Raw genomic sequence first — 24,998 nt, forward strand, 5'->3', positions numbered from 1 at the left:
ACAGGCCTGCCAATCCCGGGCACCAAAACCCTCCCTCACATCCCGCAGCCGTTTCACCGACGCTCCCTCACCTCCTGCAGCTTTCCCCCAACCCTTCCGCAGCTCCTGCCGCCTTTCGTCAACGCTCCGGCAGTCCCCCGCCAACGGTGAGTAAGCGTACGGGTCGAGGCGACGGGACGTGAGGAAGCGTCCGGGTTGAGGCGACGGGATGTGAGGAAGCGTCGGGGTTGACGCGACGGGATGTGAGGGAAGATCCGGCTGGAAGGCGCCCAAACCTGCGGGAGGATCCGGTCCGGAGGCCGCATTGGGCTGGAAATCCTTGAAATACCGGTGATTTAGGTCAAAAAGTCGCGGAAACACGCGGAATTTATCCCCCTCATGGGTGCAAGCTGGTAAGTTTTCGAACAGTGGCTTGCACGCACGCCGCATGCAGGCTCAAGAATCAAGAGCGTCCAGGAGGACATACATGGCTAAGAACCGTAGTGAACTTGTTGCAGAGGTAGCAGGCAAGGCCGGCACCAGCCAGGCAGCCGTCAACTCCGTGCTCGATGCACTGTTCGAGGTTTTCGAATCTTCTGTCGCCTCCGGCGAGAAGATCACCATCCCGGGCTGGCTCGCAGTTGAGCGCACCGACCGCGCAGCCCGCACTGGCCGCAACCCGCAGACCGGCGAGACCATCCAGATTGCAGCCGGCCACAGCGTCAAGTTGACCGCTGGCTCCAAGCTGAAGGCCGCTGTCTCCAAGAAGTAGTCTTTTCGCAGCTCAAGAGGAGCGGCAACCCACGGGGTTGCCGCTCCTCTTGCTTTTAACCCTCGCTTGGCCGAACCTCCGATTCGCCGCCGTGGCGACGGTAGCGGACAATGGATAGGTGCCTTCAGCAGCAAAACCCCTTACTCCGCAACCCGCGCCCGATTCGGGCACCCGGGCCACTGACGCTGCCTTCGGCATTCAGCGGGCCTGGCAGCTGGCCGGGCTCGGGGCCCTCTTCCTGGGGCTGGTGGCCGCGCTGCTGTTCTCCGGCGCGGCAGCCGCCCGTGAAGTTTCAGACCCCGGCGCGCTGGTACGTTGGGGGCTGCCTGTCAGCAAGGCCATCCACAACGTTTCCCTGGCCGGAGTAATCGGCGGGCTCATCTTTGCCGCAGGAATCCTGCCGCACAAGCTCGGTGGTGCGCGGTCGAAAGACAATGACGCACCCGAGCACCCGGCCTTTACCAGTGCCCTTGCCATCGCGGCTGCCGCGGGCGTGGCGTGGACGCTGTCCGCTATCGCAGTGCTGGTGCTGACGTACTCCGACGTGGCGGGGCAGGGCATCTCGGGGGATGCCGAATTCACCCGTGCCCTCGTGTACTACATGACGGACATCGAAACCGGGCGAGCCTGGCTGGCCGTGACGATCATCGCCGCCGTAGTGACAACCGCCCTCTTCGGGGTGCGATCGCTGACCGGCCTGGCGTTTACGTTGCTGCTGGCACTGATCGGCCTGGTTCCCACAGCCCTGATCGGCCACTCCGCCAGCTCCAACGACCACGAGGGTGCCATCAACTCGCTGGGCCTGCACCTGGTGGGGGTCAGCGTCTGGGTGGGCGGCATCATCCTGCTGGCCCTGCTCTCCGGCATCCTCGCCCCGCGCAACCAGGCCCGCAGCGGCCAGGTGTCCCGGCCGGGAGGCGACGACATCACCGAACCGGTCCTGCGGCGGTTCTCCTCGCTCGCAGGTTTCGCATTTGCGCTGGTCTTCGCGTCGGGTGTCGTCAACGCCAGCATCCGGGTGACCAGCTGGGGTGACCTCTTCGGCTCGGCCTACGGCCAGCTGATCCTCGCGAAGTCCGCCGCCACACTGGTACTGGGCGGAATCGGCTTCATGCACCGGCAGTGGGTCATCCCGCAGCTGGGGCGTGCAGGAGCGGCCATGTCTGCGCGGCGCGTGCTCTGGCAGCTGATTCTCATGGAACTCCTCATCATGGGCGCCACGTCCGGCATCGCCGTCGCCCTGGGCCGCTCAGCGCCGCCGGAACCCACGTCGTACGCCCCGGACGCCTCACCGGCATTCATCCTCTCCGGCTATGAACTGCCCCCTGAGCTGACGCCGCAGCGCTGGCTCACAGAGTGGCGTTTGGACTGGCTCTGGATTGCCGTGGCGGTCTTCGGGCTGGTGTCCTACCTCCTGGGCGTGGCCAAGGTCCGCGCACGCGGGGACAAGTGGTCCTGGTTCCGCACCGCAAACTGGATCATCGGCCTGCTGGTGCTGACCTACATCACGTCGGGACCGCCGTCGGTATACGGCCGCGTACTGTTCTCCGCGCACATGGTGGACCACATGGCCCTCACCATGGTGGCTCCGATCTTCCTGGTGCTCGGCGCCCCTGTGACGCTTGCGCTCCGGGCCCTTCCGGCACGGAGGGACGGGTCCCGCGGCCTCCGGGAATGGCTCCTGCTGTTCGTCCACTCGAAGTTCTCGCAGGTGGTCACCCATCCGTTGTTCGCCGCCGCGAACTTCGCGGGCTCCATCGTGCTGTTCTACTACTCGGACGCCTTCAGCCTGGCGATGCGGGAGCACGTGGGCCACGAGCTGATGAACCTGCACTTTGCGCTGACGGGCTACATCTTCGTACTCAGCATGATCGGCACAGACCCGCTGCCGCGCCGCGCGCCGTACCCGCTGCGTCTGCTGCTCCTGCTGGCCACCATGGGCTTCCACGCCTTCTTCGGCGTGGCCATCATGGGCGGCACCAACCTGCTGGCCGCCGACTACTTCGGCAACCTCGGCCGCAGCTGGGGAGGTTCGGCCCTCCTGGACCAGCAAATGGGCGGCGCCGTGGCCTGGGGCATCGGCGAAATTCCCACCGTGCTGGTGGCGATCGGCGTCGCCATCATGTGGTCCCGATCAGATGAACGCGAAACCCGGCGCACCGACCGGGCGGCGGACAGGAATAACGACGCCGATCTCACCGCTTACAACGATATGTTTGCCAAATTGGCTGAACGCGACGCCAAGCTGGCTGAACGCAACTCAAAGCTGGAAGGACGCTGATGAGCGAAACCGTACGCACCCACCTCCGGGTCCGCGCCTCTGAACTGGTGGGCCGCAACTGGCTGAACACCGGCGGCAAGTCTTTGGACCTGGAAGCCCTGCGCGGCAAGATCGTGCTCCTGGACTTCTGGACCTTCTGCTGCATCAACTGCCTGCACGTGCTGGACGAGCTCCGGCCGCTGGAGGAAAAGTACTCCGACGTCCTGGTCACAGTGGGCGTGCACTCCCCGAAGTTCGAGCACGAGGCCGATCCTGTGGCGCTGGCCGCCGCCGTGGAGCGCTACGAGATCCACCACCCGGTCCTGGACGACCCCGAGCTGGAAACCTGGAAGGCCTACACAGCGCGCGCCTGGCCCACACTGGTGGTCATTGACCCCGAGGGCTACATCGTGGCGCACCTATCGGGCGAAGGCCACGCCGACGGCCTGGGCGTGCTCATTCCCGAGCTGATCGCCGAGCACGAGGCCCGTGGCACCCTGCACCGCGGCAACGGCCCCTACGTGGCTCCGGAGCCGACGTCGGGTACCCTTCGCTTCCCGGGCAAGGCCCTCTACCTTCCGGCCGGCCGGGGTTCCGCGCACGACGCCGGTGCTGCCGCCGGCACCGCTGACGCCGGCACCTGGCTGGTCACCGATACCGGCCACCACCGCGTTCTGGAGCTCGGCACCGACTTCCACACCGTGCTGAACACGTACGGTTCCGGGGAGAAGGGCCACGCCGACGGCGCCGCCGACACCGCCCGGTTCAACGAACCGCAGGGTCTTGTCCTGCTGCCGGTAGACGTGGCAGCGAAGACGGGCTACGACGTCGTAATTGCCGACTCCGTCAACCACCGCCTGCGGGGACTGTCGCTCGCTGACGGAACCGTCACCACGCTCGTTGGAAGCGGCGTGCAGCGGCTCCTCGAGACCGGGCCCGCCCGCGTGGACGAGGACGCGGCAGGCTTCACCGGACGCCTGGGAGACCACCCCCTGGACGTGGCCCTCAGCTCGCCGTGGGACGTCGTCTGGTCCGGCAAGCTGAACGCCGTGGTGATCGCCATGGCCGGTGTGCACCAGATCTTCAGCTACGAGCCGCTCACCGGGGACGTCTCGATCGTCGCCGGCAATGGACTGGAAGGCCTGCTGGACGGGCCCGCCCACGAGGCCTGGTTCGCGCAGCCCTCAGGTGTGGCCGAGGACGCCGACGGAAACATCTGGGTGGCCGACTCTGAGACCTCAGCCCTGCGCAAGCTGGTGATCGACGACGACGGAACCGTCACCGTTGAATCGGCAGTGGGCAAGGGTCTCTTCGACTTCGGCTTCCGCGACGGCGGGGCGTCCGAGGCGCGCCTGCAGCACCCCCTGGGCGTCACCGTGCTGCCGGACGGTTCCGTGGCGATCGCCGACACCTACAACGGTGCGGTGCGCCGCTACGACCCGGCCGCCGGCACCGTGTCCACGCTGGCGCGGGGCCTGGCCGAGCCGTCCGACGTGATCGTCGACCACACCCAGGTGGCGGGCTCCGAGCCGCTGCTGGTGGTGGTCGAGGCGAACAAGCACCAGCTCGTGTACGTACCCATCCCCAAGGAAGCGCAGCAGGTGGACGAGGGCGCCTCACAGACGCACCGGCCCAAGAGCCCTGTGGCGCCCGGCCTGCTGGAGCTCACGGTCCGCTTCACGGCGCCCACCGGCCAGAAGCTCGATGACCGCTGGGGCGACCCCACCCAGCTGAAGATCTCCTCCACCCCGCCGGAGCTGCTCGTGTCCGGCGGCGGGACCTCCGTGGGCCTGCTCCGCACTCTCGAGCTGGCCTCCGACGTTCCAGAGGGCGTGCTGCACATTACGGCCCGCGCTGCCGCCTGCGACGGCCCGGAAACCGAGGACGGCGAGATCCCGGACCACGCGGCCTGCCACCTCTACCAGCAGGACTGGGGCATCCCGGTGGTGCTGCAGGCCGACGGCGACACCGACCTGGTGCTGGACCTGCGCGGCATGGACTAAGGTCCCTTGCAGCACTGACTGAAGTGGCCCGGTTTCCCGCCCTCGCGGCGCGGAACCGGGCCACTGCCGTTTGTGGGGGGGCAAAGCTGGGCCAGCCCGGCAGCGCCGTAAGCGGGCCGGTTGTCCACATGGCCGAGATTCTGCCTGCCGTGCGTGGGCTCCTCGCCGTTCCCGGCGCCGATCCCGAGTTGGTGGCGGCCGGACATTCCCGTGGGCTCCTGACCTGTGTGTCCGCTGCTCCGCGATTCAAACTATGGCAGCTCCGTCCAGCGCCGCAGCCTCACAACTGGCACAGCAACGGTCGTGCACTTGATGGGTGTGTCAGCCATCGTCTTGCCCTCACACAACCCAAGCGCCATGGAACCATCGCCGCGCTGCCGGATGTTCTGCTCCAAGCGCTGCTCTGCCTGCCCTCGGTGGAATCCCTGGTGATGGTGGAGTGCGCCTACAACCGAGGAGACATTGACCCCGCCTTTCTTACGTGGACACCTGACTCGCAACCGGTGCGGGAAAGCGCGGGACGTTCTGGCAAGAGTGGAACGTGGCGCCGATTCGCTGCTGGAGACGCTGGCCCGGGTTCTGTTCCGCGAAGCGGGGATAGCAACTGCAACCCAGGTGTGTGGCTCGACGGGATCGGGACGGTGGACTTCGAATCCGGCGTCAAAGTTGGGCCGGTCCGGCTCAGCGACCTGAGGGGGCTCCTAGAAGGTGAGAAGCGGCGTGACCTTGATGGTGTCGCCGTCGATGTCCAGACGCGTCGTGAAGCTGAAATCGTGCTGCACGTCCAGGGGCGAGACGGCCCCGCTGAACAGGTCGATCTGCTGGGCAGTGAGCTTTGCCTTGCCGTCCAGCGGCGCCACCACCCACTTGCCGTCAAATGGCTCGATGGTGATCTTTGGGTACTCGGTGATGCTCCACTTGATGGTCCCGAGCACCACGCGGTTGTTGGTGACGTGGTAGAACGGGCAGTCGGGCTGGAGCCGTTGCTGCTGGCCGGCTTCGGCCGCGCACTTGTCGAGGAATTCCTTGACCCGTGCGGACACCGCCTGGTTCAGCTCGTCCGTGGCATGCGTGAGCAGGTTAAGCGGGGCGGCGGGAGCCTCCCGTCCGGAGACCGTGGCCCGCGTGGGCGGGGCGGCGAAGTATTGGCCGTTGAGGGACGCCTCGTACTCGCCCGGATAGAACACCGCGAAGCTGTTGTGGCCGCCGGGCATGTTCACCGGCACGCCGTTGAACGTTGCCTCACTGGAGTTCACCACCGTCACGTCAACGGTGGGCAGCGTGGTCGGCACGAAGGACCACTTGTGGAAGAACAGCCATTCTGTGCCGGTGCTCTCCAGCAGGAACTCGGTGTGCAGCTGGCTGCCGTCGATGGTGTAGTCCATCGGCACCATCACCCGGTTGCCGCCGCGTCCTACTGCGGCGCCGAGCTTCACGTTCGTGATGCGCGAGGCCGACGTCTGCAGCGCCGTGCCGTCGAGCATGGCGGGGTCGGCGTCCGGCACCGACGCACGGAGCAGGCCCAGTGCCCGCTCGCCTTCGCCGTGCTGCAGGGCCTCCAGGTATTCGCGCACGGGTTGCTGCGGACTGGCCACCGAGGAGTTGACCAGGTTGACCGAAACGATGGCGCCAACGATGGCAAGCATGAGGCCCAGCAGCCATCCGGCCGCCGTCTTCACCAACGCTTGACTCATTTGCACCCACCCCACGTTACCTGCAACGCCAGGCAACTCTGGAGTAGCGGCGGTCCCCGTGACGCTCGGCCGGCGCGCGGGAACGCCCGACGGCGGGTCACAGCCGCCGTTGTCGGCGCTGCTTTCCGCTAGCGGCGGCGCCGGGACGAGGTGCCGAAAACGCCCCGCAGGAGTTCCCGGCCCAGCTGCGTTCCCATGGACCGGGCCATGCTTTTCAGGCCGCTGCCAAGGGCCCCGCCTAGGGCGCCGGTGATGTCCCCCATCATGCCGCCGGACTGGGGAGCCTGGCGTCTGGCCGGGGGCAGGGAAACTGGCCCGCCGCCGGCGCCACCGCTGCCAGGCTGCCTGCTGCTTGGACGGCCAAGGATCTCCTCCTCGATGCGGCGGGCTTCGTCGTCGACGGCCGTTGGGTCGGGACTGCCGGGGACGAACACCTCGGGCGAGGGCGCCGGCGGCTGCCCGGCTGCCGCAGCGCCGGTGGGCGCTCCGGCCTTGCCGGTCAGCTTCTCGTAGGCGGAGACGTTGTCCACCGCAGTGCCGTACTTCGCGAGCAGCGCTGACCCTGCCACGCTGCTCCGGACCAGTTCGCCGGTGCTGGGGCCCATGACGGACTCCGGTGCCCGGAGGCGGGTCAGGGCAACCGGCGTCGGTGCGCCTCTCTCGTTCATGACCGTGATGACGGCCTCGCCGATGCCCGCGGACGTCAGGGTCTCCTCGAGGTCATAGTCGCTCACAGGAAACGTGGAGACGGTGGCCTTGAGCGCCTTCGCATCCTCCGGCGTGAAAGCCCTGAGCGCGTGCTGGACGCGGTTGGCCAGCTGCCCGAGGACGTCCGCAGGGACATCCTTCGGAGTCTGCGTGACGAAGAAGATGCCCACTCCCTTGGAGCGGATCAGGCGGACCGTGGTGGTGATGGCTTCCAGGAAGGCCTTCGAGGCGTCATTGAAGAGCAGGTGCGCCTCGTCGAGAAAAAACACGAGCTTGGGTTTGTCGAGGTCACCGGCTTCGGGCAGGTCCTCGAACAGATCCGCGAGAAGCCACATCAGGAACGTGGAGAAAACCATCGGCTTGGTCTGCAGGGTGGGCAGCTCCAGGCAGCTGATGACGCCGCGCCCGTCCGGCGCCGTGCGGAGCAGCTCGGCGGTGTCGAACTCCGGCTCGCCGAAAAAACGCTCCATGCCCTGCGCCTCGAGAGCCACCAGCTCGCGCAGGATGACGCCGGCAGTGGCTTTGGACAGGCCGCCCAGTTCCTTGAGCGCTTCCTTGCCCTCGTCGGCGGTAAGGAACTGGATGACGGCGCGCAGGTCCTTCAGATCCACCAGCTCGAGGTTGTTCTTGTCCGCAAAATGGAACACGAGCTGGAGGCTGGATTCCTGGGTGTCATTGAGCTCCAGGACACGGGAGAGCAGGATGGGCCCGAACGACGTGATCGTGGCGCGGACCGGGATGCCGTCACCGTCCCCGCCGAGGGCCAGGAACTCCACCGGAAACGTCTTCCCGGACCATACCTGCCCGATGCTCTCGGTCCGCTTCGCCAGCTTGTCGCTCCCGGCGGCCGCCGTGGCAAGCCCGGAAAGGTCGCCCTTAATATCTGCCAGGAACACGGGCACCCCGGCGGTCGAGAGCTGTTCCGCCATCATGTGCAGAGTTACGGTCTTGCCCGTGCCGGTGGCGCCGGCCACGAGCCCGTGCCGGTTCATCATGGACAGCGGCAGCCGGACCGGAGCGTCCTTGTGCAGTTCGCCGTCGACGATGGCGGCGCCCAGCTCGATGGTGGCACCCTCCAGGGCATAGCCCTTTTGGATGGTGGCTACTTTATCTGCGGTGGACTTGTTGGCCATGCCGCCAGCATAGCGGCAGGCGCATGGACGGGATATGTGGACAGCGTCACCGGGCCAGAGAGAAATAACCCGGGTGCCGACGTCGTTGTTCCCAATGTGCCGGACCACCGCTGGGCCGGCAGCTGCGCAACCCCCTACGAAAGGCCGTCCTGCCGTGACTGTTCCCCTCTCCATCCTCGACCTGGCAACCATCGGCAAGGGCCAGACGGCGGCGGAGAGCTTTGCCGGGAGTGTCGCCATGGCACAGCAGGCCGAAAAACTCGGGTACCGGCGCGTCTGGTACGCCGAGCACCACAACATGTCTTCCATCGCGTCGTCGGCCACGTCCGTGCTGATCGCCCACGTCGCCGCGCACACCGAGAGCATCAGGCTCGGGGCAGGCGGCGTGATGCTGCCCAACCATTCTCCGCTCACCATCGCCGAGCAGTTCGGCACCCTGGAGACCCTGCATCCCGGCCGGATCGACCTGGGCCTGGGACGTGCGCCCGGCAGCGACCAGAACACCATGCGGGCGCTGCGCCGTGACCCGCATTCGGCCGATACCTTCCCGCAGGACGTCCTGGAACTGCAGGGTTACCTGACAGGTCCCACCCGTGTGCAGGGGGTGGAGGCAACACCAGGCAGGGGAACCAACGTGCCCCTGTACATTTTGGGCTCCTCCCTCTTCGGAGCACGGCTGGCGGCCCAGCTGGGGCTGCCGTACGCCTTCGCCTCCCACTTTGCCCCGAATGCGCTGCAGGAAGCCGTCGCCGTGTACCGCCGGGAGTTCAAGCCGTCGGGGCAGCTGTCCGCCCCGCACGTCATCGCCGGCGTCAACGTGGTGGCCGCCGATGCTGCCTCGGACGCCCAGGAGATGCTGCGCGCCACGATGCGGGCCCGCGTCTCGCTGTTCTTCGGTGGCGGGCGGCAATTCACCGACGACGAAGCGGACATGATCCTGGACTCGCCGCAGGGACAGCACGTCTCGCAGATGATGAAGTACTCGGCTGTGGGCACCCCGGACGTCGTACTGGACTACTTGGACGGCTTCGCCCGGCACGCCGACGCCGACGAGCTGATCGTGGCGCACCAGAGCACCGGCACCGCAGAGCGGCTGCGCTCGGTGGAGCTCCTGGCGGAGGTTGCCGGACTGGTGAGCGTCTGAGCCTGCGGCAACGAGACATTTGGCGGCCCTGTCCCCGCCCGTACTTTGACTAAACCCGCAGGTCAAAGCACGTGCGGGGGATAGCGGCCTCCTGATTGAACATTCAGGGCTCCGTTATTCAACCAATATCTTTTGACTTGGACCGGTGCGGAACCTAGCTTTGAGTGCGCAAGGTCTCATTTTAAACACTCGTTGCCGGCTGGGTGGAATGTAGCGGTCTCAAAGTCACTACACGCCGTGGCCTCGATCCGGAATGCCCTGGGTTGAGGCAATTCGGCGCGTCTGTTCCGGGGTTCACTGGGTCTGGATTCAGCGGGCGGAACGCAGGGCGCTTTACGGATGGGACATTGCTCTGCCATAAAGCTGTGCCCCGCCATTAAGCATTTCCCGCCATTGATCAGATGCAGGTAAAAATATGAAGATCAAGTCTACGGCCGCCGCCATTCTCATGACCTTCCTCATGGTCAGCGGGTTTATTGCCGGAGCTGCTGTTCCGGCGTCCGCCGCGGGCACCACGTACTATGTCAGCGCCGCCGGCAGTGACAGCAACTCGGGCACGGCCAGCACATCGGCATGGAAGACGCTGTCCAAGGTCAACCTGGCGGTGCTCAAGCCGGGAGACACCGTCAGTTTCCGCAGGGGCGACACCTTCAGCGGCGGCATCGTCACGGCACAGAGCGGAACCTCCACCGCCCCCATCACGCTGAACAGCTATGGCACGGGCAACGCTCCGATAGTCACAGGCGGAAAATCCGGAAACTGCATCAGGGTCAACGGCAACTACACCACCGTTGACGGCCTCCGTGCACTCGCCTGCGGCTACGCCGGAATCAGCGTCACCGGCGACCGCAATGCCGTGAGGAACTCCAGCGCCTCCAACAATGCGGTCGGCCTTAAAATTGGCACCGGCTCTGACTTCGGTAAATACACGGGCAATTCGCTGACCGGCAACAATGTGATGAACGTGAATACGCTGGGCACCAATTGCGGGACCGCAACCGCCGCGAACTGCAGCGACGACTCGGGTGCCTTTGGCGTGCTGATTAACGGCAGCGACAACGAGTTTTCCAACAACACCGTCAGCGGGTCTACCGGCAAGTCCTATGACTACAACCAGGACGGCGGCGCGTTCGAAATCTACAACGGCAACCGCAACAACATTCACCACAACGTGTCACTGGACAACAACAGCTTCTCCGAACTTGGAAAGTCCTCAGGAACTGCAGACGGCAACACGTTCCGCTACAACCTCATCCGCTCAACCTGCGGCGCCAACTGTTCCGAGGCCAAGGGCCTGATTGCCCGTGGAAACGGAACGTCGTACGGCCCCACCAATGGCACCGTCTTTGAGTTCAACACTGTCTACCTGACCGGCACCCAGTCCCAGGCGGTCGTGTGCCACGCGACCTGCCCCGCCTCAACGGTGATCCGCGCCAACATCCTGGTGGGTGTCAAGAACTCGCTATGGATCAACGGTTCGGGTTGGACCGAGAAGCAGAACGTCCTGAACGGTCCCGTCAACATCACCCCGAACAGCACGTCGACGACGGCGCCCGCCCGGTTCGCGAATGCTCCGGCGGACCTCCGCCTGACGGGCACGAGTCCCGCCATCGACAGGGCCGGCACCACGCCCTACACGGTGGACCTCATGAGCGCCCCCTCCGTGCAGAACGGGGACTGCGCCGGAACGGCCGCTGCTGATGCCGGAGCCTACGAGTACGATTCGCCCAACTGCTGATGCTCGGCAGGACCGGAGGCCACGAAGTTACACGAACGCAATAACCGGGATATTCAGGGGAAACGGCCGCGGCGGATGCTTTAAGTGTCCAAGACCGATTGGGGATGATCCGAAGGATTGCCGCGCATGCCTACTCCGCTTAACCAGACGGTGGCCGATTCCGCACTGCTGACCAAATCCCTTCCGCTGGGCCTGCTGCGGGCCTTCGTCCAGTCCGAGGCGGGCGACGACGGACTGACACCCCAACTGCTCGGCGAACTGAAGATCCTGGCGCGGACGCCGGGACTGCTCGTCGCCTGCAATTACGGGGGAACCCTGTGTGCCGCCGAAGGCATCTCCACGGAAACACTGCCGCTCGGCAGCGCGGCCATCGCCCTCCGGGCCCTGGCCGCCCTGCCCAACACGCACGCCGCCGTCATCTCCGGACGGTCCCTGCGTGACTTGGCTGCGGTTTCCAGGCTTCCCGCAGAGGTCCACCTGGTGGGCTCGCACGGCGCCGAGTTCGACATGGGATTCGCCCACGGACTGTCCCTGGCCACCGAGTCGGTGCTGCAGCAGGCAAACCAGGCGCTGCTCGAAGCGGTGGGTGCCTACAAGGGAATCAGCATCGAACGGAAGCCCGTCGCGGTCTCTGTCCACACCAGGTCCGCCGCCCCGGACGTCGTGGCCAAGTCTGCCAGGAAGGCGGAGGAGGTTGCCCGGGCCCTGGGACTGTTCTTCATTGTGGACGGCTCCGTCCTGGACCTGTCCGTGGTGCAGCCCTCCAAGGCCGATGCCCTGGACCACCTGCGCGCACGGCTGGGTGTGAGCGCCGCGCTGTACGCGGGCGATGCCATGAGCGACGAACTGGCCATGAACACGCTCCGCGGCCCGGACATGGGTCTGTGGGTGGGGGACCTGCCCGGGTCGGCCCAACACCGGCTGAAGGATCCGGAATCCTTCGCGCGCGTGCTCGGAATCCTCTTCGAACTGCGCCGCGCCTGGCTTTTCGGCGAGGACGCCGTCGGCCTGGAGCGGCACTCCATGATCGGGAACGGCTCCTCCACCGCGCTGGTGACGCCCGAGGCCAAGATCTGCTGGATGAGCCACCCCCTGCCGGATTCTGGCTCCCTCTTTGCCCACATCCTGGGCGGCGACGCCGCCGGTCACTTCTCCGTGGAACCGGTCAAGGCGTCGCGGGTGCTGGGGCAGCGGTACGTGGACAGCACCATGATCGTGGAAACGCGGTGGGCGGACGTCACCGTGACGGACTATCTTGAACCGGCCCCGGATGGCATCACCAGCCTGGTCCGGGTGCTGTCCGGAACCGGGGCGGCCCGGATCGTTTTCGCGCCCCGGCCGGACTACGCCAATGCGCCGTTCAGCATGGAGGCCCGAGGCGGCGAGCTTCACGTCGTCGGCACGTCCGACCCCATCATCCTGCTGGCGCCGGACGTTAGCTTCGCCATCACCTCGGACGGGCGGCACGCAACAGCCACCGCCGAGGTTAACCTGCGGCACGGACCGGTTGTCCTCAACCTCCGGTGCGGCGATACGGAGCCCCAGCACCCGGACGGGACGGACGAAGCGGACCGGAGGGCCGCCGTCGCGCATCATTCCAACCGCTGGGTAAAGGGCCTGACGCTGCCGTCCGTCAAGCCGTCCCTGGTTCGGCGTTCGGCTCTGGTGCTGCGCGCACTGGTCCATGAGCCCACCGGCGCCGTGCTCGCGGCCCCCACCACGTCCCTTCCGGAGGGCATCGGCGGCACCCGCAACTGGGATTACCGCTACTGCTGGCTGCGTGACGGTTCCATGACTGTCAACGCCCTGGTGGACCTGGGGTCAACAGTGGAGGCGGACGGTTTCCTCAGGTGGCTGACCGGCATCCTGGCGAACGCCCCGGGGCCGGAGTGGCTGCATCCGCTGTATTCCGTGACGGGCGCGCCGCTGTCAACGGAGGCCATCATCGAGAGCCTCCCCGGATATGCGGGATCGCGTCCCGTGCGGATCGGCAACGCCGCGGACCACCAGGTCCAGCTGGATGTGTTTGGCCCGATTGCGGAGCTGATCCACGGGCTGAGTGAGTCCCGGGGATTTCTGGCGGACGGGCACTGGGAGCTGCTGGTCCAGATGGCCAGCGCCGTGCTGGCACGGTGGCATGAGGCGGACCACGGCATCTGGGAGGCGCGCCGCGCACCCAGGCACCACATCTACACCAAGGTGATGTGCTGGGTCACCCTGGACCGGGCCCTCCGCACCGCTGCCCGCCACGGCCGCAGCCCCCAGCCGGCCTGGGCGGACACGGCCGCCACCATCCGGGACGAGGTGCTCCGCGAGGGATGGGACCACAGCGCCGCGTCCTACACCGTCGCCTACGACAGCCCCGACCTCGACGCAGCGGTGCTGCACATCGGGCTGTCCGGCCTGCTCGACGCCAGCGACCAGCGGTTCCTGGACACCGTCACGGCCGTGGAGCGGGAACTGCGGGTGGGACCCACGGTCTTCCGGTACAAGTACGACGACGGCCTGCCGGGCCTGGAGGGCGGCTTCCACATCTGCACCACCTGGCTGATCGAGGCGTACGTGGCGGTGGGCCGGATCGCCGACGCCTGGGACCTCTTCGACCAGCTGGTGAATTTGTTCGGACCCACCGGGCTGCTCCCGGAGGAGTACGATCCGGGCACCGAGACTCATCTGGGGAACCATCCGCAGGCGTACTCGCACCTTGGGTTCATCCGCTGCGCCCGGCTCCTGGACCGGCACCAGCGCGGTTAGCCGGGGCGGGAGTTATCCGGAAGCTTGCGTTTAAGCTCGGGAGGCCGCGAAGATCGCCGGCGCGGGGCCCTCTCCGGTGGCAAGATCCGCGAGGATCCGGCCCACCACCGGTGTGAACTTGAAGCCGTGGCCGGCGAAGCCCGCCCCGATGACCACGGGCCCGATCCGGTCCAGCACGAAGTTGTGGTCCGGGGCGGTGGTGTAGGTGCAGCTGATGTCGGTCATCGCGTCGGCGTCCACGCCGGGAAGCCAGTCCCTCGCGTACTGCTGCAGCGCTGCGCGCTGGCGCGGTTCGGGCAGGTAGGATCTCCGGTCCGGGTCCACCACGGGCCCCACGCCGTGCCAGCCCGCCTTGACGCCCTCGCCGGGGGTCAGCATTCCGTACACGGGGGAGTACCAGCCGGCGTAGTCCCCGCCCTCGCCGGGGAAGTGGTTGAACCCGGGCCAGGTGGCGCCGTCGTCGGCGATGCGGAAATGGGCCGGCTGCTCCTGAGTCACGGTCAGGCGCGGTGTGGCGATTGATCCTGCCAGCAGCTTGGAGGTCCAGCCGCCCGCGGTGACCACCGCCTGCCGGGCGGTGAGCACTTCCGTCCGGCCGCCGTCGTCCACGGTCAGCCGGACGCCGTCGTCGAGGATTTCCAGCCCCACAACCTTCACGCCGTGCCGGACAGCCGCGCCGTTCCGTGCCGCGAGCCGCTGGAACGCCGGAAGGGCGGCCTCCGGGTTGAGCTGGCCGCCGTCGGGCATGTGGAGAACCTGCTGGTCGAAGCGGATGCCGCCCCAGCGCTCGCCGGCTTCAGCGAGCGGAACGAAGTCCGCCCGGAGGCCGGCGCTGTTCAGTGCTGCGTGGATCTCGCCGAGGCGCGGGTCGGGGCCGTGGTTGACGACGCCGGTGCGCGCCAGCAGCCGTTCGCCGCTCTCGTCCTCGAGCTCACTCCAGAGCCTCAGCGTTTCCGCGAGCATGGCGACGTACTCGGGCTCAGCGTAGGCAAGGCTCAGGTTCCGGGTGGCGCCGTGCGATGCACCTATGAGGTGGCCGGGCGTGAACTGCTCGAGCAGGGTCACGTCTCGCCCCCGGGCGGCCAGCGCCCAGGCGGCAGCGGACCCCATGGCTCCGCCTCCGATGATCACGGTGTCCAGGGTGGTGTTCAAGGTTTCCTCCAGTTCGGGCGGCAGTCGCGGAGCGGTCGGGGACGGGCGGCAGCTAAGCCAGAAGCAGAGCCACGCCGATCATCGCAGGCACCGCGACGATGGTGGTGATCAGGACGGTGTCCTTCGCGACCGCGAGCCCGGCCTTGTACCTGCTGGCGGCAACGAACACATTCTGCGCGGTGGGTAGGGCGGACGTGACCACCACAGCGAACAGCGCCGGGCCGTCCAGCCCGAGGGCGAAGCGCGCAAAGAGGTAGGCGATGGCCGGGTGCACGAACAGCTTGAAGCCGCTGGCCAGCAGGGCATCGGTTCTCCGGCCGGCGGCTGCCTGCAGGGGCTTCGAGCCGTTCAGGCTCATGCCGAAGGCCATCAGCATGGCCGGAATTGCGGCGCCGCCGATCAGGTGGATGGGCTCCAGAAGCAGCGGCGGGAGCTGCCAGCCCGTTCCGGCGACCAGCAGCCCAAGGGCGGAGCCGACGATCATGGGGTTCTTCAGGATCAGCATGATGAACCGGAGCGGCGTGGTCCGGTGCGAGCTGGTGGTGGCATCGAGGGCCATGAGGAACATCGGTGTGAAAAACGCCAGCTGGAAGATCAGCAGGGGAGCGACGTGGCTGGCATCCCCGAGGACGTACACGGCAATGGGGATGCCCAGGTTGGCGGAGTTGGCCAGTGAGGCGCTCATGGAGGACATCAGTGATTCCGGAACGGTGCGCTTGAGCAGGAACCTGACGATGACGAAGAACAGGGCGGCGGTGGTGGCAGCGCCCACGGCCGCCACCAGCAGCGGCGCGGCGAACACTTCGCGCAGGCTCGCCCGGCTCAGCGTCTCGAACAGCAGGGCGGGGCTGGCCACGAAGAAGGTCAGCCCGCTGAGGACCTGGCGCGCGTTATCGCCGAGGATGTTGCGCCTGCCCACGAACATGCCCACCAGAATGATGGACCAGACCACGAAAAAGCCTGCGAGAACGCCTAGCACGGGGTTGCCGCCAAGGGCAGGCTAGGGCAGGGGGCGGCATCCACCATCCCAGCCTAATCAGATTTATTCAGCCGCGGTTCACGTTGTGGCAGGGATCTCGCTGTTGGGTTGCCTTACCCGGTACCCAAAGGCGCTGGTGCTAGCTCAGCGCGGCGTTGTTGAGTGCGAACGGCGGCCGCAGCAGACCCGGGGTGAGGCCCTCGGCGGGGTCGTTGCCCAACTGGATGATGCGGTTGTCCTTGTCCACGTGGACAACCTTGGGCTCGTAGGCCTTGGCTTCCTCGGTGGTCATCGCCGCGTAGGTGATCAGAATGACAGTGTCGTTCTCCTGCACCAGGTGGGCCGCCGGGCCGTTGATTCCGATGACGCCGGAACCGCGCTCCCCGGCGATGGTGTACGTCTCGAGCCGGGCGCCGTTGGTGACGTCCACGATGGCCACGAGCTCGCCGGGCAGGATGTCGGCAGCATCGAGCAGGTCAAGGTCAACGGTGACCGAACCCACGTAGTGCAGGTCCGCGTGCGTGACGGTGGCCCGGTGGATCTTGGACTTAAACATTGTGCGATTCATAACGTCAACAGTCTAACGCCGGGGTCAACGCTTGGCTGTGAGCCAGGGAACATCCGTTACACCGCTTTTCCGCCTTCTTTGGCGGCTGCTGCTCCTTCTGCTGTTGCCTCTGCCGCGGCGGCTGCTGCTCCCGCGGGGGCGCCCGAGGCGTCTGCTCCGGTGTCGATTTCCTGGGCCGCCGCAATGGAGGCGGCAGTGGAGGCAAGGATTTCACGGGCGGCGAGGATGGCGGGCCGCTGCGCGCCGGAGCGCCGCACGGAGGTGAAGACCGTCCGCCTGGGCTTGCCGGGAAGGTCCAGTAGTTGGGCCGTTGTGCCCCGGCCCGTCCACACCAGGTCCGGCATCAGGGCGACGGCGTTCCCCGACTCGATCAGGCGGATCTGGGCCTGGAGGTCTGCTGTTTCAAAGCGGACGTCGGGCTCGAAGCCTGCACTCCGGCAGGCCTGCTCGGCCCAATGCCGAGATGCCGCACCGCGCGGTTCCATCACCCAGGGCATCTCGGCCGTGTCCGCGAGCGAGCCGACGTTCTCCCTGCCCTCGGCGGCCGGCGGCACCGCGAGGCGGATGGCGTCACTCGTGAGGCGCACACGGTCCAGCTCGGGGTAGCGGGGCGCGGCGTGGCCGGGGTACTGCTCGGCGATGACCAGGTCGAAGTCACGGGCCCATGTCTCATGCAACGCCGTCTCGGGCTCGCGCTGTGTCATTTCGATCCGGACCTCGGGATAGGTCGCGGCGAGGCGGGTCAGCGCGTCCGGCATGAGTGCCAGTGCCGCGGACTGGAAGACGGCGATCCGCACGGTGCCCGAGACAGTGGTCAGGGACGCGGCCAGGTCAGCCTCGGCCTGCTCCAGGGTTTCCAGCAAGTGTGCCGTATGCGCCACCAGAACCTCAGCCTGCGGGGTCAGCTGCACGCGGCGGCCTGTTTTTCTCAACAGTTCCACGCCCACTTCCTTCTCAAGCAGGGCCAATTGTTGGGAGACTGAGGATGGACTGTACTGCAGGGCTGCTGCCACCTCGGCGAGCGTGCCCCGGATCTTCAGCTCGCGGAGCAGCCTCAACCGGCGAACGTCAAGCATGGGCTGTTCCTTGGGTTGCGCAAATGAATAGTTGGACTAATGAATACTGGTTAGAAGTATGCACTTTATCTAATGCAAGACTGCTTGCATACTAAACAGATTGAGTTATCCCCATCACAGGGCGAAATGGTGGGGCCGCACCTACGCAGGAGTCCCGATGAGTACAACAGATCCATCGCAGTCAATCTTGAGGCGAAAGCCCATTGACGACATCGAAGTAGAGAACAAGCACAGCGGGCTATTTAAGTCCCTCGGATTGTGGCAGTTGACCGCCATCGGCGTCGGCGGCATCATCGGCGTAGGCATCTTTTCACTGGCCGGACTTGTGGCGCACGGCAGTGCTGACACGCCCGGCGTCGGGCCTGCGGTGTTGTTTTCCTTCCTGATCGCAGGCCTAGCCTCGGCTGCCGCGGCGCTCTCCTATGCAGAGTTCGCCGGCATGATCCCGCGCGCCGGCTCGGCGTACACCTACGGCTACGTGGCCCTAGGCGAAATCATTGGCTGGTTCATCGGCTGGGACCTGCTGCTGGAGTACATCGCCATTGTGGCCGTGGTGGCCATTGGCATCTCCGGCTACTTTGACGCGTTCCTGTCCGGCATCGGGATTCATATGCCGGTCTGGATGACGTCGACGCCGGACGAGGGCAAGGGTGGCATCATCAACCTTCCCGCCATCCTTGTCTGCCTGCTGGTTACCTGGATCCTCTCCCGCGGCACCAAGACTTTCGGCCGGTTCGAACTGATTGCCGTTGCCGTCAAGGTTGTTCTGATCCTGTTCATCATCGGGTTGGGTGTCTTCTACATCAACACCGAGAACTTCAACCCGTTCATGCCCAGCGGCTTCGGACCCGTCCTGGCAGGATCGGCCACTGTGTTCTTCGCCGTGTTCGGGTATGACGCCATGAGCACCGCGGCCGAAGAGGCAACCGACGGCAAGAAGCACATGCCCAAGGCGATCATCCTGTCCCTCATCATCGCCATGCTGCTCTACGTTGCCGCCACCCTCGTGCTCACCGGCATGCAGAACTACAAGGACATCGATCCCGCCGCTGGCTTTGCGTCGGCGTTCCAGGGCGTGGGCCTTCCCGTCATCGCCACCATCATCTCGGTCTTCGCCGTACTGTCCATCCTCACCGTCATGCTCACCTTCCTCCTCGGCGTCACCCGCGTGTGGTTCTCCATGAGCCGCGACGGCCTTCTCCCCGGCTGGTTCTCCAAGACGGACCGGCACGGAACGCCGCAGCGCGTGACCTGGATCGGCGGCATTGCGTCGGCGCTGCTGGCCGGTGTGTTCCCCATCAAGGCCGTCGCCGACCTCACCAACATCGGCATCCTTGCCGCGTTCGTGGTGGTGTGCGTTTCCGTGATCATCTTCCGCTACACCAAGCCGGAGGCCCCGCGGACGTTCCGCCTGCCGCTGATGCCGGTGGTCCCCGCGTTCGGCGTCCTGGCCTCCGCCTTCCTGATGTTCCAGTTGCACTGGGAAACCTGGCTGCGTTTCTTCGTCTGGCTGGTGATCGGCCTGGTCATCTACTTCGCCTACGGCAAGCGCCACTCGCTGATGAACCCGAACAGCCCAAGACACGACGAGGCAGTGGAGATGCACACGCAGGTGTAGCCCATTCGCTTCTGACGCGTTACCGATGAGCCCTCCCGCACCTCAGGTGCGGGAGGGTTCATCTTTTAGCGACGAAAGCTGAGGAAGGGTTTGGGTTTCCCCGACGCTTCCTCAGGTCCTGCAGGAATTCCGCGACGCTTCCTCAGGTCCTGCAGGAATTCCGCGACGCTTCCTCACGTCCTGCAGGGGTTTCCCAGATGCTTCCTCACGTCCTGCAGGGGTTTCCGCGACGCTTCCTCACCTCTCTGGTCGGGCCCCGAGGGGCGCCGTCATCGGGCATCTGGCGGACGTGCAGAACGATCGGTATTTCTAACGTGTATTGCTTAGGAAAGATCGCTTTATCTTAAGGTACACGAGGCTCATACTGATGAATAAGACGATCCAAACGCACTGAAAGAACGAGGAAAGCCATGACCAACACCGCAACGGATCACCGCGTGCAGGCAGGCAAGGACGCCGCTGTAGCCGGCGCCGTCGCCACCCCCTCGGCAGGGTCTGACGTCGCCGAAGCGACGGCTCTGGCCACCGACGCAATCGCCCTCGTCCGCCGCTGGCTGACCGAAGCCGCGAAGATGCCCGTCGACGCTTCTGCAGAGCAGCTCGCCGGCGTCCTCAAGGACCCGAACGGGCTGGACTTCACCGTGGGCTTCGTGGACGGCGTGGTCCGTCCCGAGGACCTGCACGTCGCTGCCCGCAACCTCGCCGCCCTCGCCCCGAAGGTTCCCGCCTTCCTGCCCTGGTACATGCGCAGCGCTGTCCAGATGGGCGGCCTCATGGCCCCGGTCCTGCCGCAGGTTGTCATTCCCGTGGCCCGCAAGGTCCTCCGCGAGATGGTGGGCCACCTCATCGTTGACGCCACCGACTCCAAGCTGGGCCCGGCTATCGCCAAGATCCGCAAGGACGGCATCAAGCTCAACGTGAACCTGCTCGGCGAAGCTGTGCTGGGCGAGCACGAGGCCTCCCGCAGGCTCGAGGGAACGCACACGCTGCTGGCCCGCCCGGATGTGGACTACGTTTCCATCAAGGTGTCCTCCACCGTGGCCCCGCACTCGGCCTGGGCCTTCGACGAGGCCGTGGAGCACGTCGTCGAGAAGCTCACCCCGCTGTTCGCCCGCGCCGCTTCCTTCCCGAAAGCCAAGTTCATCAACCTGGACATGGAGGAGTACAAGGACCTGGACATGACCATCGCGGTCTTCACCCGGATCCTGGACAAGCCCGAGTTCAAGAACCTGGAAGCCGGCATTGTGCTCCAGGCCTACCTTCCGGATGCGCTGGCCGCCATGATCCGGCTGCAGGAATGGGCAGCCGCCCGGCGTGCTGACGGGGGTGCCGCCATCAAGGTCCGCGTGGTCAAGGGCGCCAACCTTCCCATGGAGCAGGTGGAGTCCTCGCTGCACGACTGGCCCCTGGCCACTTGGGGCACCAAGCTGGACTCGGACATCAACTACAAGCGCGTCATCAACTACGCGCTGCACCCTGACCGGATCGGCAACATCCGCATCGGCGTGGCCGGCCACAACCTGTTCGACATCGCCTTCGCCTGGCTGCTGGCCAAGCAGCGCGGCGTCCAGTCGGGCATCGAATTCGAGATGCTGCTGGGCATGGCGCAGGGCCAGGCCGAGGCCGTCAAGAAGGATGTAGGCTCCCTTCTGCTCTACACACCGGTGGTGCACCCGGCCGAATTCGACGTCGCCATCGCCTACCTGATCCGCCGCCTCGAAGAGGGCGCCAGCCAGGAAAACTTTATGTCCGCCGTCTTCGAGCTCAGCGAAAACGAGGGATTGTTCGAGCGCGAAAAGCAGCGCTTCCTGTCCTCCCTGGAAGAGCTCGATGACGAGGTCCCGCCGCCCAACCGCTTGCAGAACCGCAGCCTCCCGGCAGAGCTGATGCCCCGCACCGGCTTCCAGAACACCCCGGACACGGACCCGTCCCTGCCCGCCAACCGCGACTGGGGCCGGGCCATCCTGGACCGCGTCCCGACGTCCACCCTGGGCAACGCCTCCGTTGAGGCCGCCACTATCACGGACGCGGACACCCTCAACACCGTGATTGCCACGGCCGTCGAGAAGGGCAAGGCCTGGGGTGCGCTGTCCGGTGCCGAGCGTGCCGAAATCCTGCACCGCGCCGGTGACGTCCTCGAGGCCCGCCGCGCCGACCTGCTCGAGGTCATGGCCAGCGAGACCGGCAAGACCATCGACCAGGGCGACCCAGAAATCAGCGAGGCCGTGGACTTCGCCCACTACTACGCCGAGTCTGCCCGCAAGCTGGACCAGGTCGACGGCGCCACCTTCGTTCCGGCGAAGCTCACCGTGGTCACCCCGCCGTGGAACTTCCCGGTGGCCATCCCCGCCGGTTCCACTCTCGCGGCACTCGCCGCCGGCTCCGCCGTCGTCATTAAGCCTGCCAAGCAGGCCCGCCGCAGCGGTGCCGTGATGATCGAGGCGCTGTGGGAGGCCGGCGTTCCGCGTGACGTGCTCACCATGGTGCAGCTGGGTGAACGCGAGCTCGGCCAGCAGCTGATCTCCCACCCGGCCGTGGACCGCGTGATCCTGACCGGCGGCTACGAAACCGCCGAGCTGTTCCGCTCCTTCCGCAAGGACCTGCCGCTGCTCGCGGAGACCAGCGGCAAGAACGCCATCATCGTCACCCCCAGCGCAGACCTGGACCTCGCCGCGAAGGACGTTGCCTACTCGGCCTTCGGCCATGCAGGACAGAAGTGCTCCGCCGCCTCGCTGGTGATCCTGGTGGGCTCCGTGGCCAAGTCCAAGCGCTTCCACAACCAGCTGATCGACGCCGTCACCTCCCTGAAGGTGGGCTACCCGCAGGACCCCACCAGCCAGATGGGCCCGATCATTGAACCGGCGAAGGGCAAGCTCCTCAACGCGCTGACCACCCTCGGCGCCGGTGAGAACTGGGCCGTTGAGCCCCGCAAGCTCGACGAGACGGGCCGGCTCTGGAGCCCGGGCGTGCGCCATGGCGTCAAGCGCGGATCCTACTTCCACCTGACCGAGTTCTTTGGTCCCGTCCTCGGCGTCATGACCGCGGACACCCTGGAAGAGGCCATCGCCATCCAGAACCAGATCGAGTACGGCCTCACCGCCGGGCTGCACTCCCTCAACACCGACGAGCTGGGTCTGTGGCTGGACACCATCCAGGCAGGCAACCTCTACATCAACCGCGGCATCACCGGTGCCATCGTGCAGCGCCAGCCGTTCGGCGGCTGGAAGAAGTCGGCGGTCGGCGCCGGCACCAAGGCGGGCGGCCCCAACTACCTCGCCGGTCTTGGCGGCTGGACCAGCACCGAGAGCGCCCAGGGCGCTTCGGCGGGCATCGCCAACCGCAGGGTGCAGCGGCTTGTGGATGCAGTGAAGGACGAACTCAGCGCTGCCGACCTGGAGGCCCTGCAGCGGTCGCTCGGCTCCGACGCCCTCGCCTGGGCGGACGAATTCGGCACCGCCAAGGATGTCTCGGGCCTGAGCGCCGAGCGGAACATTTTCCGCTACCGTGCTCTGCCGGTCACCGTCCGGCTGTCCGACGGCGGATCCCTCCGGGCGCTCGTCCGGACAGTAGCCGCCGGCGTACTGGCCGCTGCCCCGCTCACCGTCTCCTCCGGCGTCGAACTTCCCGCCCAGTTGCGTTCGGTGCTCACCGGGCTGGACATCCCCGTGACGGTGGAGAACGACGCCGAGTGGCTGGCATCCGCGGGACGTCTCGCAGCGGCGGACAAGCTGTCCGGCGGACGCATCCGCCTGATCGGCGGCTCCGCAGCTGACCTAGCCGAAGCGACCGGCGGCCGTCCGGACCTGGCCATCTACGCCCACGAGGTGACGGAGGCCGGCCGTATTGAAATGCTGCCGTTCCTGCACGAGCAGGCCGTCAGCATCACCGCGCACCGGTTCGGCACGCCCAACCACCTCTCCGACTCCCTGATCTAGGGGCTCGCTGATCTAGGGGCTCGCTGATCCAGCGAGACTGATATGGCAATGGAACGGGCGGGCACCCACAAGGTGCCCGCCCGTTCTGTTTCCTGATGCTGCTTAGCCCAGATACCAGCCGGGTGGAGCCCACGATGCGGGAACGCTGTGTGCGGAGAAGTCCTCGCAGCGGGTGCAGGTATACGCGACTTCGCCCAGTTTCCGGACGGTGCCGTCCTGACGGTGCTTGGGCGGCACGAAGGACTCAAGGTAGATGAACTCGTCTGTTCCGCATTTTTCGCAGTTGGGCTGGCCGACGTATTCGGCGTCCACGGTCATGGAGTGGCGGGTATAGCGGGGGTTTGCGGCTGTGGTCACGGCGTACCTATCCCGAACACACGGGCATCATTACCAAGCATGTTCGTTATCGAAACCTGTGCATATTAGCGGCCGCTGCATGACCGCAACAGTCACAGCATAGGACAGCTGCGAACCGTTATCAATCATTTTGCTGCCCTACCCCCGTCACGACCGGCTCAAACAGGCTTCTTGAGGGTTCTTCCCATGATGGCCTGGGTCAGGGCGTCGATCACCTCGGCGTTCGCCAGTGGGTTCCTGATCAGCGTGAAATCCACATCCCCTACCGGCGGCAGCTCGAAGCGGCGGGTGATGATTTTCAGGTCCTCGGGAACCAGCGAGGACGGCATCACGGCCACCCCGATGCCGGCGCGGACTGCCGCCAGCACGCCGCTGATCTGCTTGGTGGTGCATGTGATGCGCCAGGTCCGGCCCACGGACTCGAGCGCGTCGATGGCAAGCTTGCGGCTCAGGCTGGGCGCGGGATAGGCGATCAGCGGCACCGGATGGCCGGGTTCCAGCGCTGTCTGTTCGAGGCCCACCCAGGAAAAGGTGTCGTGCTGGACCACCGTGCCGTCCTTGGCGCCAGCCACCCACTTCACGAAGACGAGGTCCAGCTGGCCGGAATTCAGGCGCTTGTACAGCTGGTCGCTCTGGCCGACGGTGAGCTCGAGGTTGATCTGCGGGTAGATCTGCCGGAACTCGCGCAGGATGCGTGGCAGGCCGGTGATGGCGAGGTCGTCGGCGGTGCCGAAGCGCAGGCGCCCGCGCATGGCCGAGCCTGAAAAATAGCGGGCCGCGGCATCATGGGCCGCAAGAATGCTCCGTGCGAAGCCGGCCATGGCATCGCCGTTGTCCGTCAGCCGGACGTCCCTCGTGTCACGGCTGATGAGCGTCCGCTTGGCCGCGGCCTCAAGCTTGCGCACGTGCTGGCTGACCGTCGGCTGGGCCAGGCCCAAGCGTTCTGCTGCCTTGGTGAAGCTCAGCGTTTCGGCGACGGCCAGGAAGGACCTGAGCTGGGCCGGTTCGAACATGCGACGTCCTTCCACCGGGCGATCATTACGTTCGGCAATGATAGTTATAGGAGCAATAGTCTTCCACAATTGAAGGTGCGCGCCATAGCGTTGAGGATGTCCCCGCCGGCCCGCT

The 24,998-nt window shown here is 66.3% G+C and carries 16 protein-coding genes; 8 read left to right on the forward strand and 8 right to left on the reverse strand.

All coding sequences use genetic code 11. The features are described from left to right. Positions 1 to 466 precede the first annotated feature (466 nt). The 3 genes from J7I85_RS00890 (at position 467) to J7I85_RS00900 (ending at position 5,014) form a co-directional block, all read left to right on the forward strand. Positions 467 to 751, forward strand: coding sequence for an HU family DNA-binding protein (locus J7I85_RS00890; RefSeq protein ID WP_214845428.1), 285 nt, complete (start codon positions 467 to 469; stop codon positions 749 to 751). A 118-nt stretch (positions 752 to 869) separates the two neighbouring features. Then, positions 870 to 3,032 (forward strand): cytochrome c oxidase assembly protein, encoded by a 2,163-nt coding sequence (locus J7I85_RS00895; RefSeq protein ID WP_214845430.1) that lies wholly within the window; start codon positions 870 to 872, stop codon positions 3,030 to 3,032. After that, positions 3,032 to 5,014, forward strand: a complete 1,983-nt coding sequence (locus J7I85_RS00900; RefSeq protein ID WP_214845432.1) for an NHL domain-containing thioredoxin family protein — start codon at positions 3,032 to 3,034, stop codon at positions 5,012 to 5,014. Before J7I85_RS00895 ends, J7I85_RS00900 begins: the two co-directional genes overlap by 1 nt. Before the next feature lie 701 nt (positions 5,015 to 5,715). Here the strand turns inward: J7I85_RS00900 and J7I85_RS00905 are convergent. After that, on the reverse strand, positions 5,716 to 6,708 hold the full coding sequence (locus J7I85_RS00905) for a hypothetical protein (RefSeq protein ID WP_214845434.1): 993 nt from the start codon (positions 6,706 to 6,708) through the stop codon (positions 5,716 to 5,718). 128 nt (positions 6,709 to 6,836) lie between these two features. After that, on the reverse strand, positions 6,837 to 8,549 hold the full coding sequence (locus J7I85_RS00910) for a helicase HerA-like domain-containing protein (protein WP_214845436.1): 1,713 nt from the start codon (positions 8,547 to 8,549) through the stop codon (positions 6,837 to 6,839). 154 nt (positions 8,550 to 8,703) lie between these two features. Here J7I85_RS00910 and J7I85_RS00915 point away from each other — a divergent pair, with 154 nt between their 5' ends. From J7I85_RS00915 to J7I85_RS00925, 3 genes are all read left to right on the forward strand, one after another. Then, complete coding sequence (locus J7I85_RS00915) at positions 8,704 to 9,693, forward strand: LLM class flavin-dependent oxidoreductase (RefSeq protein ID WP_214845438.1); 990 nt, start codon at positions 8,704 to 8,706, stop codon at positions 9,691 to 9,693. Positions 9,694 to 10,108: 415 nt separating this feature from the next. Next, positions 10,109 to 11,431, forward strand: a complete 1,323-nt coding sequence (locus J7I85_RS00920; protein WP_214845440.1) for a hypothetical protein — start codon at positions 10,109 to 10,111, stop codon at positions 11,429 to 11,431. A gap of 126 nt (positions 11,432 to 11,557) precedes the next feature. Next, complete coding sequence (locus J7I85_RS00925; protein ID WP_214845442.1) at positions 11,558 to 14,185, forward strand: trehalase-like domain-containing protein; 2,628 nt, start codon at positions 11,558 to 11,560, stop codon at positions 14,183 to 14,185. A 30-nt stretch (positions 14,186 to 14,215) separates the two neighbouring features. On the opposite strand, the gene J7I85_RS00930 is transcribed toward J7I85_RS00925, so the two are convergent. The 4 genes from J7I85_RS00930 to J7I85_RS00945 all read right to left on the reverse strand — a co-directional run bounded on the left by J7I85_RS00930 (position 14,216) and on the right by J7I85_RS00945 (position 17,960). Then, positions 14,216 to 15,337 (reverse strand): FAD-dependent oxidoreductase, encoded by a 1,122-nt coding sequence (locus tag J7I85_RS00930; RefSeq protein ID WP_214845444.1) that lies wholly within the window; start codon positions 15,335 to 15,337, stop codon positions 14,216 to 14,218. A gap of 52 nt (positions 15,338 to 15,389) precedes the next feature. Then, positions 15,390 to 16,316 carry an AEC family transporter gene (locus J7I85_RS00935; protein ID WP_214845446.1) on the reverse strand — a complete coding sequence of 309 codons (927 nt, stop codon included), beginning with the start codon at positions 16,314 to 16,316 and terminating at the stop codon, positions 15,390 to 15,392. 139 nt (positions 16,317 to 16,455) lie between these two features. Then, positions 16,456 to 16,884 carry an aspartate 1-decarboxylase gene (gene panD / locus J7I85_RS00940; protein ID WP_214845448.1) on the reverse strand — a complete coding sequence of 143 codons (429 nt, stop codon included), beginning with the start codon at positions 16,882 to 16,884 and terminating at the stop codon, positions 16,456 to 16,458. Between the two features lie 56 nt (positions 16,885 to 16,940). Further along, on the reverse strand, positions 16,941 to 17,960 hold the full coding sequence (locus tag J7I85_RS00945; protein ID WP_214845450.1) for a LysR substrate-binding domain-containing protein: 1,020 nt from the start codon (positions 17,958 to 17,960) through the stop codon (positions 16,941 to 16,943). A gap of 157 nt (positions 17,961 to 18,117) precedes the next feature. On the opposite strand from J7I85_RS00945, the gene J7I85_RS00950 reads away from it, so the two are divergent. Both J7I85_RS00950 and J7I85_RS00955 read left to right on the forward strand, forming a co-directional pair. Continuing rightward, positions 18,118 to 19,578, forward strand: coding sequence for an amino acid permease (locus tag J7I85_RS00950; RefSeq protein ID WP_214845457.1), 1,461 nt, complete (start codon positions 18,118 to 18,120; stop codon positions 19,576 to 19,578). 410 nt (positions 19,579 to 19,988) lie between these two features. After that, positions 19,989 to 23,513 carry a bifunctional proline dehydrogenase/L-glutamate gamma-semialdehyde dehydrogenase gene (locus J7I85_RS00955; RefSeq protein WP_214845459.1) on the forward strand — a complete coding sequence of 1,175 codons (3,525 nt, stop codon included), beginning with the start codon at positions 19,989 to 19,991 and terminating at the stop codon, positions 23,511 to 23,513. 102 nt (positions 23,514 to 23,615) lie between these two features. On the opposite strand, the gene J7I85_RS00960 is transcribed toward J7I85_RS00955, so the two are convergent. Together J7I85_RS00960 and J7I85_RS00965 are read right to left on the reverse strand one after the other, a co-directional pair. Further along, positions 23,616 to 23,870: a hypothetical protein gene (locus tag J7I85_RS00960; RefSeq protein WP_307031559.1), complete on the reverse strand. Its 255-nt coding sequence runs from the start codon at positions 23,868 to 23,870 to the stop codon at positions 23,616 to 23,618. Positions 23,871 to 24,028: 158 nt separating this feature from the next. Beyond that, a complete protein-coding gene (locus J7I85_RS00965) occupies positions 24,029 to 24,883 on the reverse strand; it encodes a LysR family transcriptional regulator (protein WP_214845461.1) in 855 nt (284 codons plus the stop codon). Between the last annotated feature and the right edge of the window lie 115 nt (positions 24,884 to 24,998).

Origin of the sequence: Arthrobacter sp. ISL-65 (genome assembly GCF_018613795.1) — a bacterium.
Lineage (GTDB): Bacteria > Actinomycetota > Actinomycetes > Actinomycetales > Micrococcaceae > Arthrobacter.

Coding starts and splice junctions, on each gene's coding strand:
- J7I85_RS00955 (WP_214845459.1), top strand. CDS start 19,989: ATGACCAACACCGCAACGGATCACCGCGTGCAGGCAGGCAAGGACGCC.
- J7I85_RS00925 (WP_214845442.1), top strand. CDS start 11,558: ATGCCTACTCCGCTTAACCAGACGGTGGCCGATTCCGCACTGCTGACC.
- J7I85_RS00905 (WP_214845434.1), bottom strand. CDS start 6,708: ATGAGTCAAGCGTTGGTGAAGACGGCGGCCGGATGGCTGCTGGGCCTC.
- J7I85_RS00900 (WP_214845432.1), top strand. CDS start 3,032: ATGAGCGAAACCGTACGCACCCACCTCCGGGTCCGCGCCTCTGAACTG.
- J7I85_RS00920 (WP_214845440.1), top strand. CDS start 10,109: ATGAAGATCAAGTCTACGGCCGCCGCCATTCTCATGACCTTCCTCATG.
- J7I85_RS00890 (WP_214845428.1), top strand. CDS start 467: ATGGCTAAGAACCGTAGTGAACTTGTTGCAGAGGTAGCAGGCAAGGCC.
- J7I85_RS00965 (WP_214845461.1), bottom strand. CDS start 24,883: ATGTTCGAACCGGCCCAGCTCAGGTCCTTCCTGGCCGTCGCCGAAACG.
- J7I85_RS00945 (WP_214845450.1), bottom strand. CDS start 17,960: ATGCTTGACGTTCGCCGGTTGAGGCTGCTCCGCGAGCTGAAGATCCGG.
- panD (WP_214845448.1), bottom strand. CDS start 16,884: ATGAATCGCACAATGTTTAAGTCCAAGATCCACCGGGCCACCGTCACG.
- J7I85_RS00950 (WP_214845457.1), top strand. CDS start 18,118: ATGAGTACAACAGATCCATCGCAGTCAATCTTGAGGCGAAAGCCCATT.
- J7I85_RS00910 (WP_214845436.1), bottom strand. CDS start 8,549: ATGGCCAACAAGTCCACCGCAGATAAAGTAGCCACCATCCAAAAGGGC.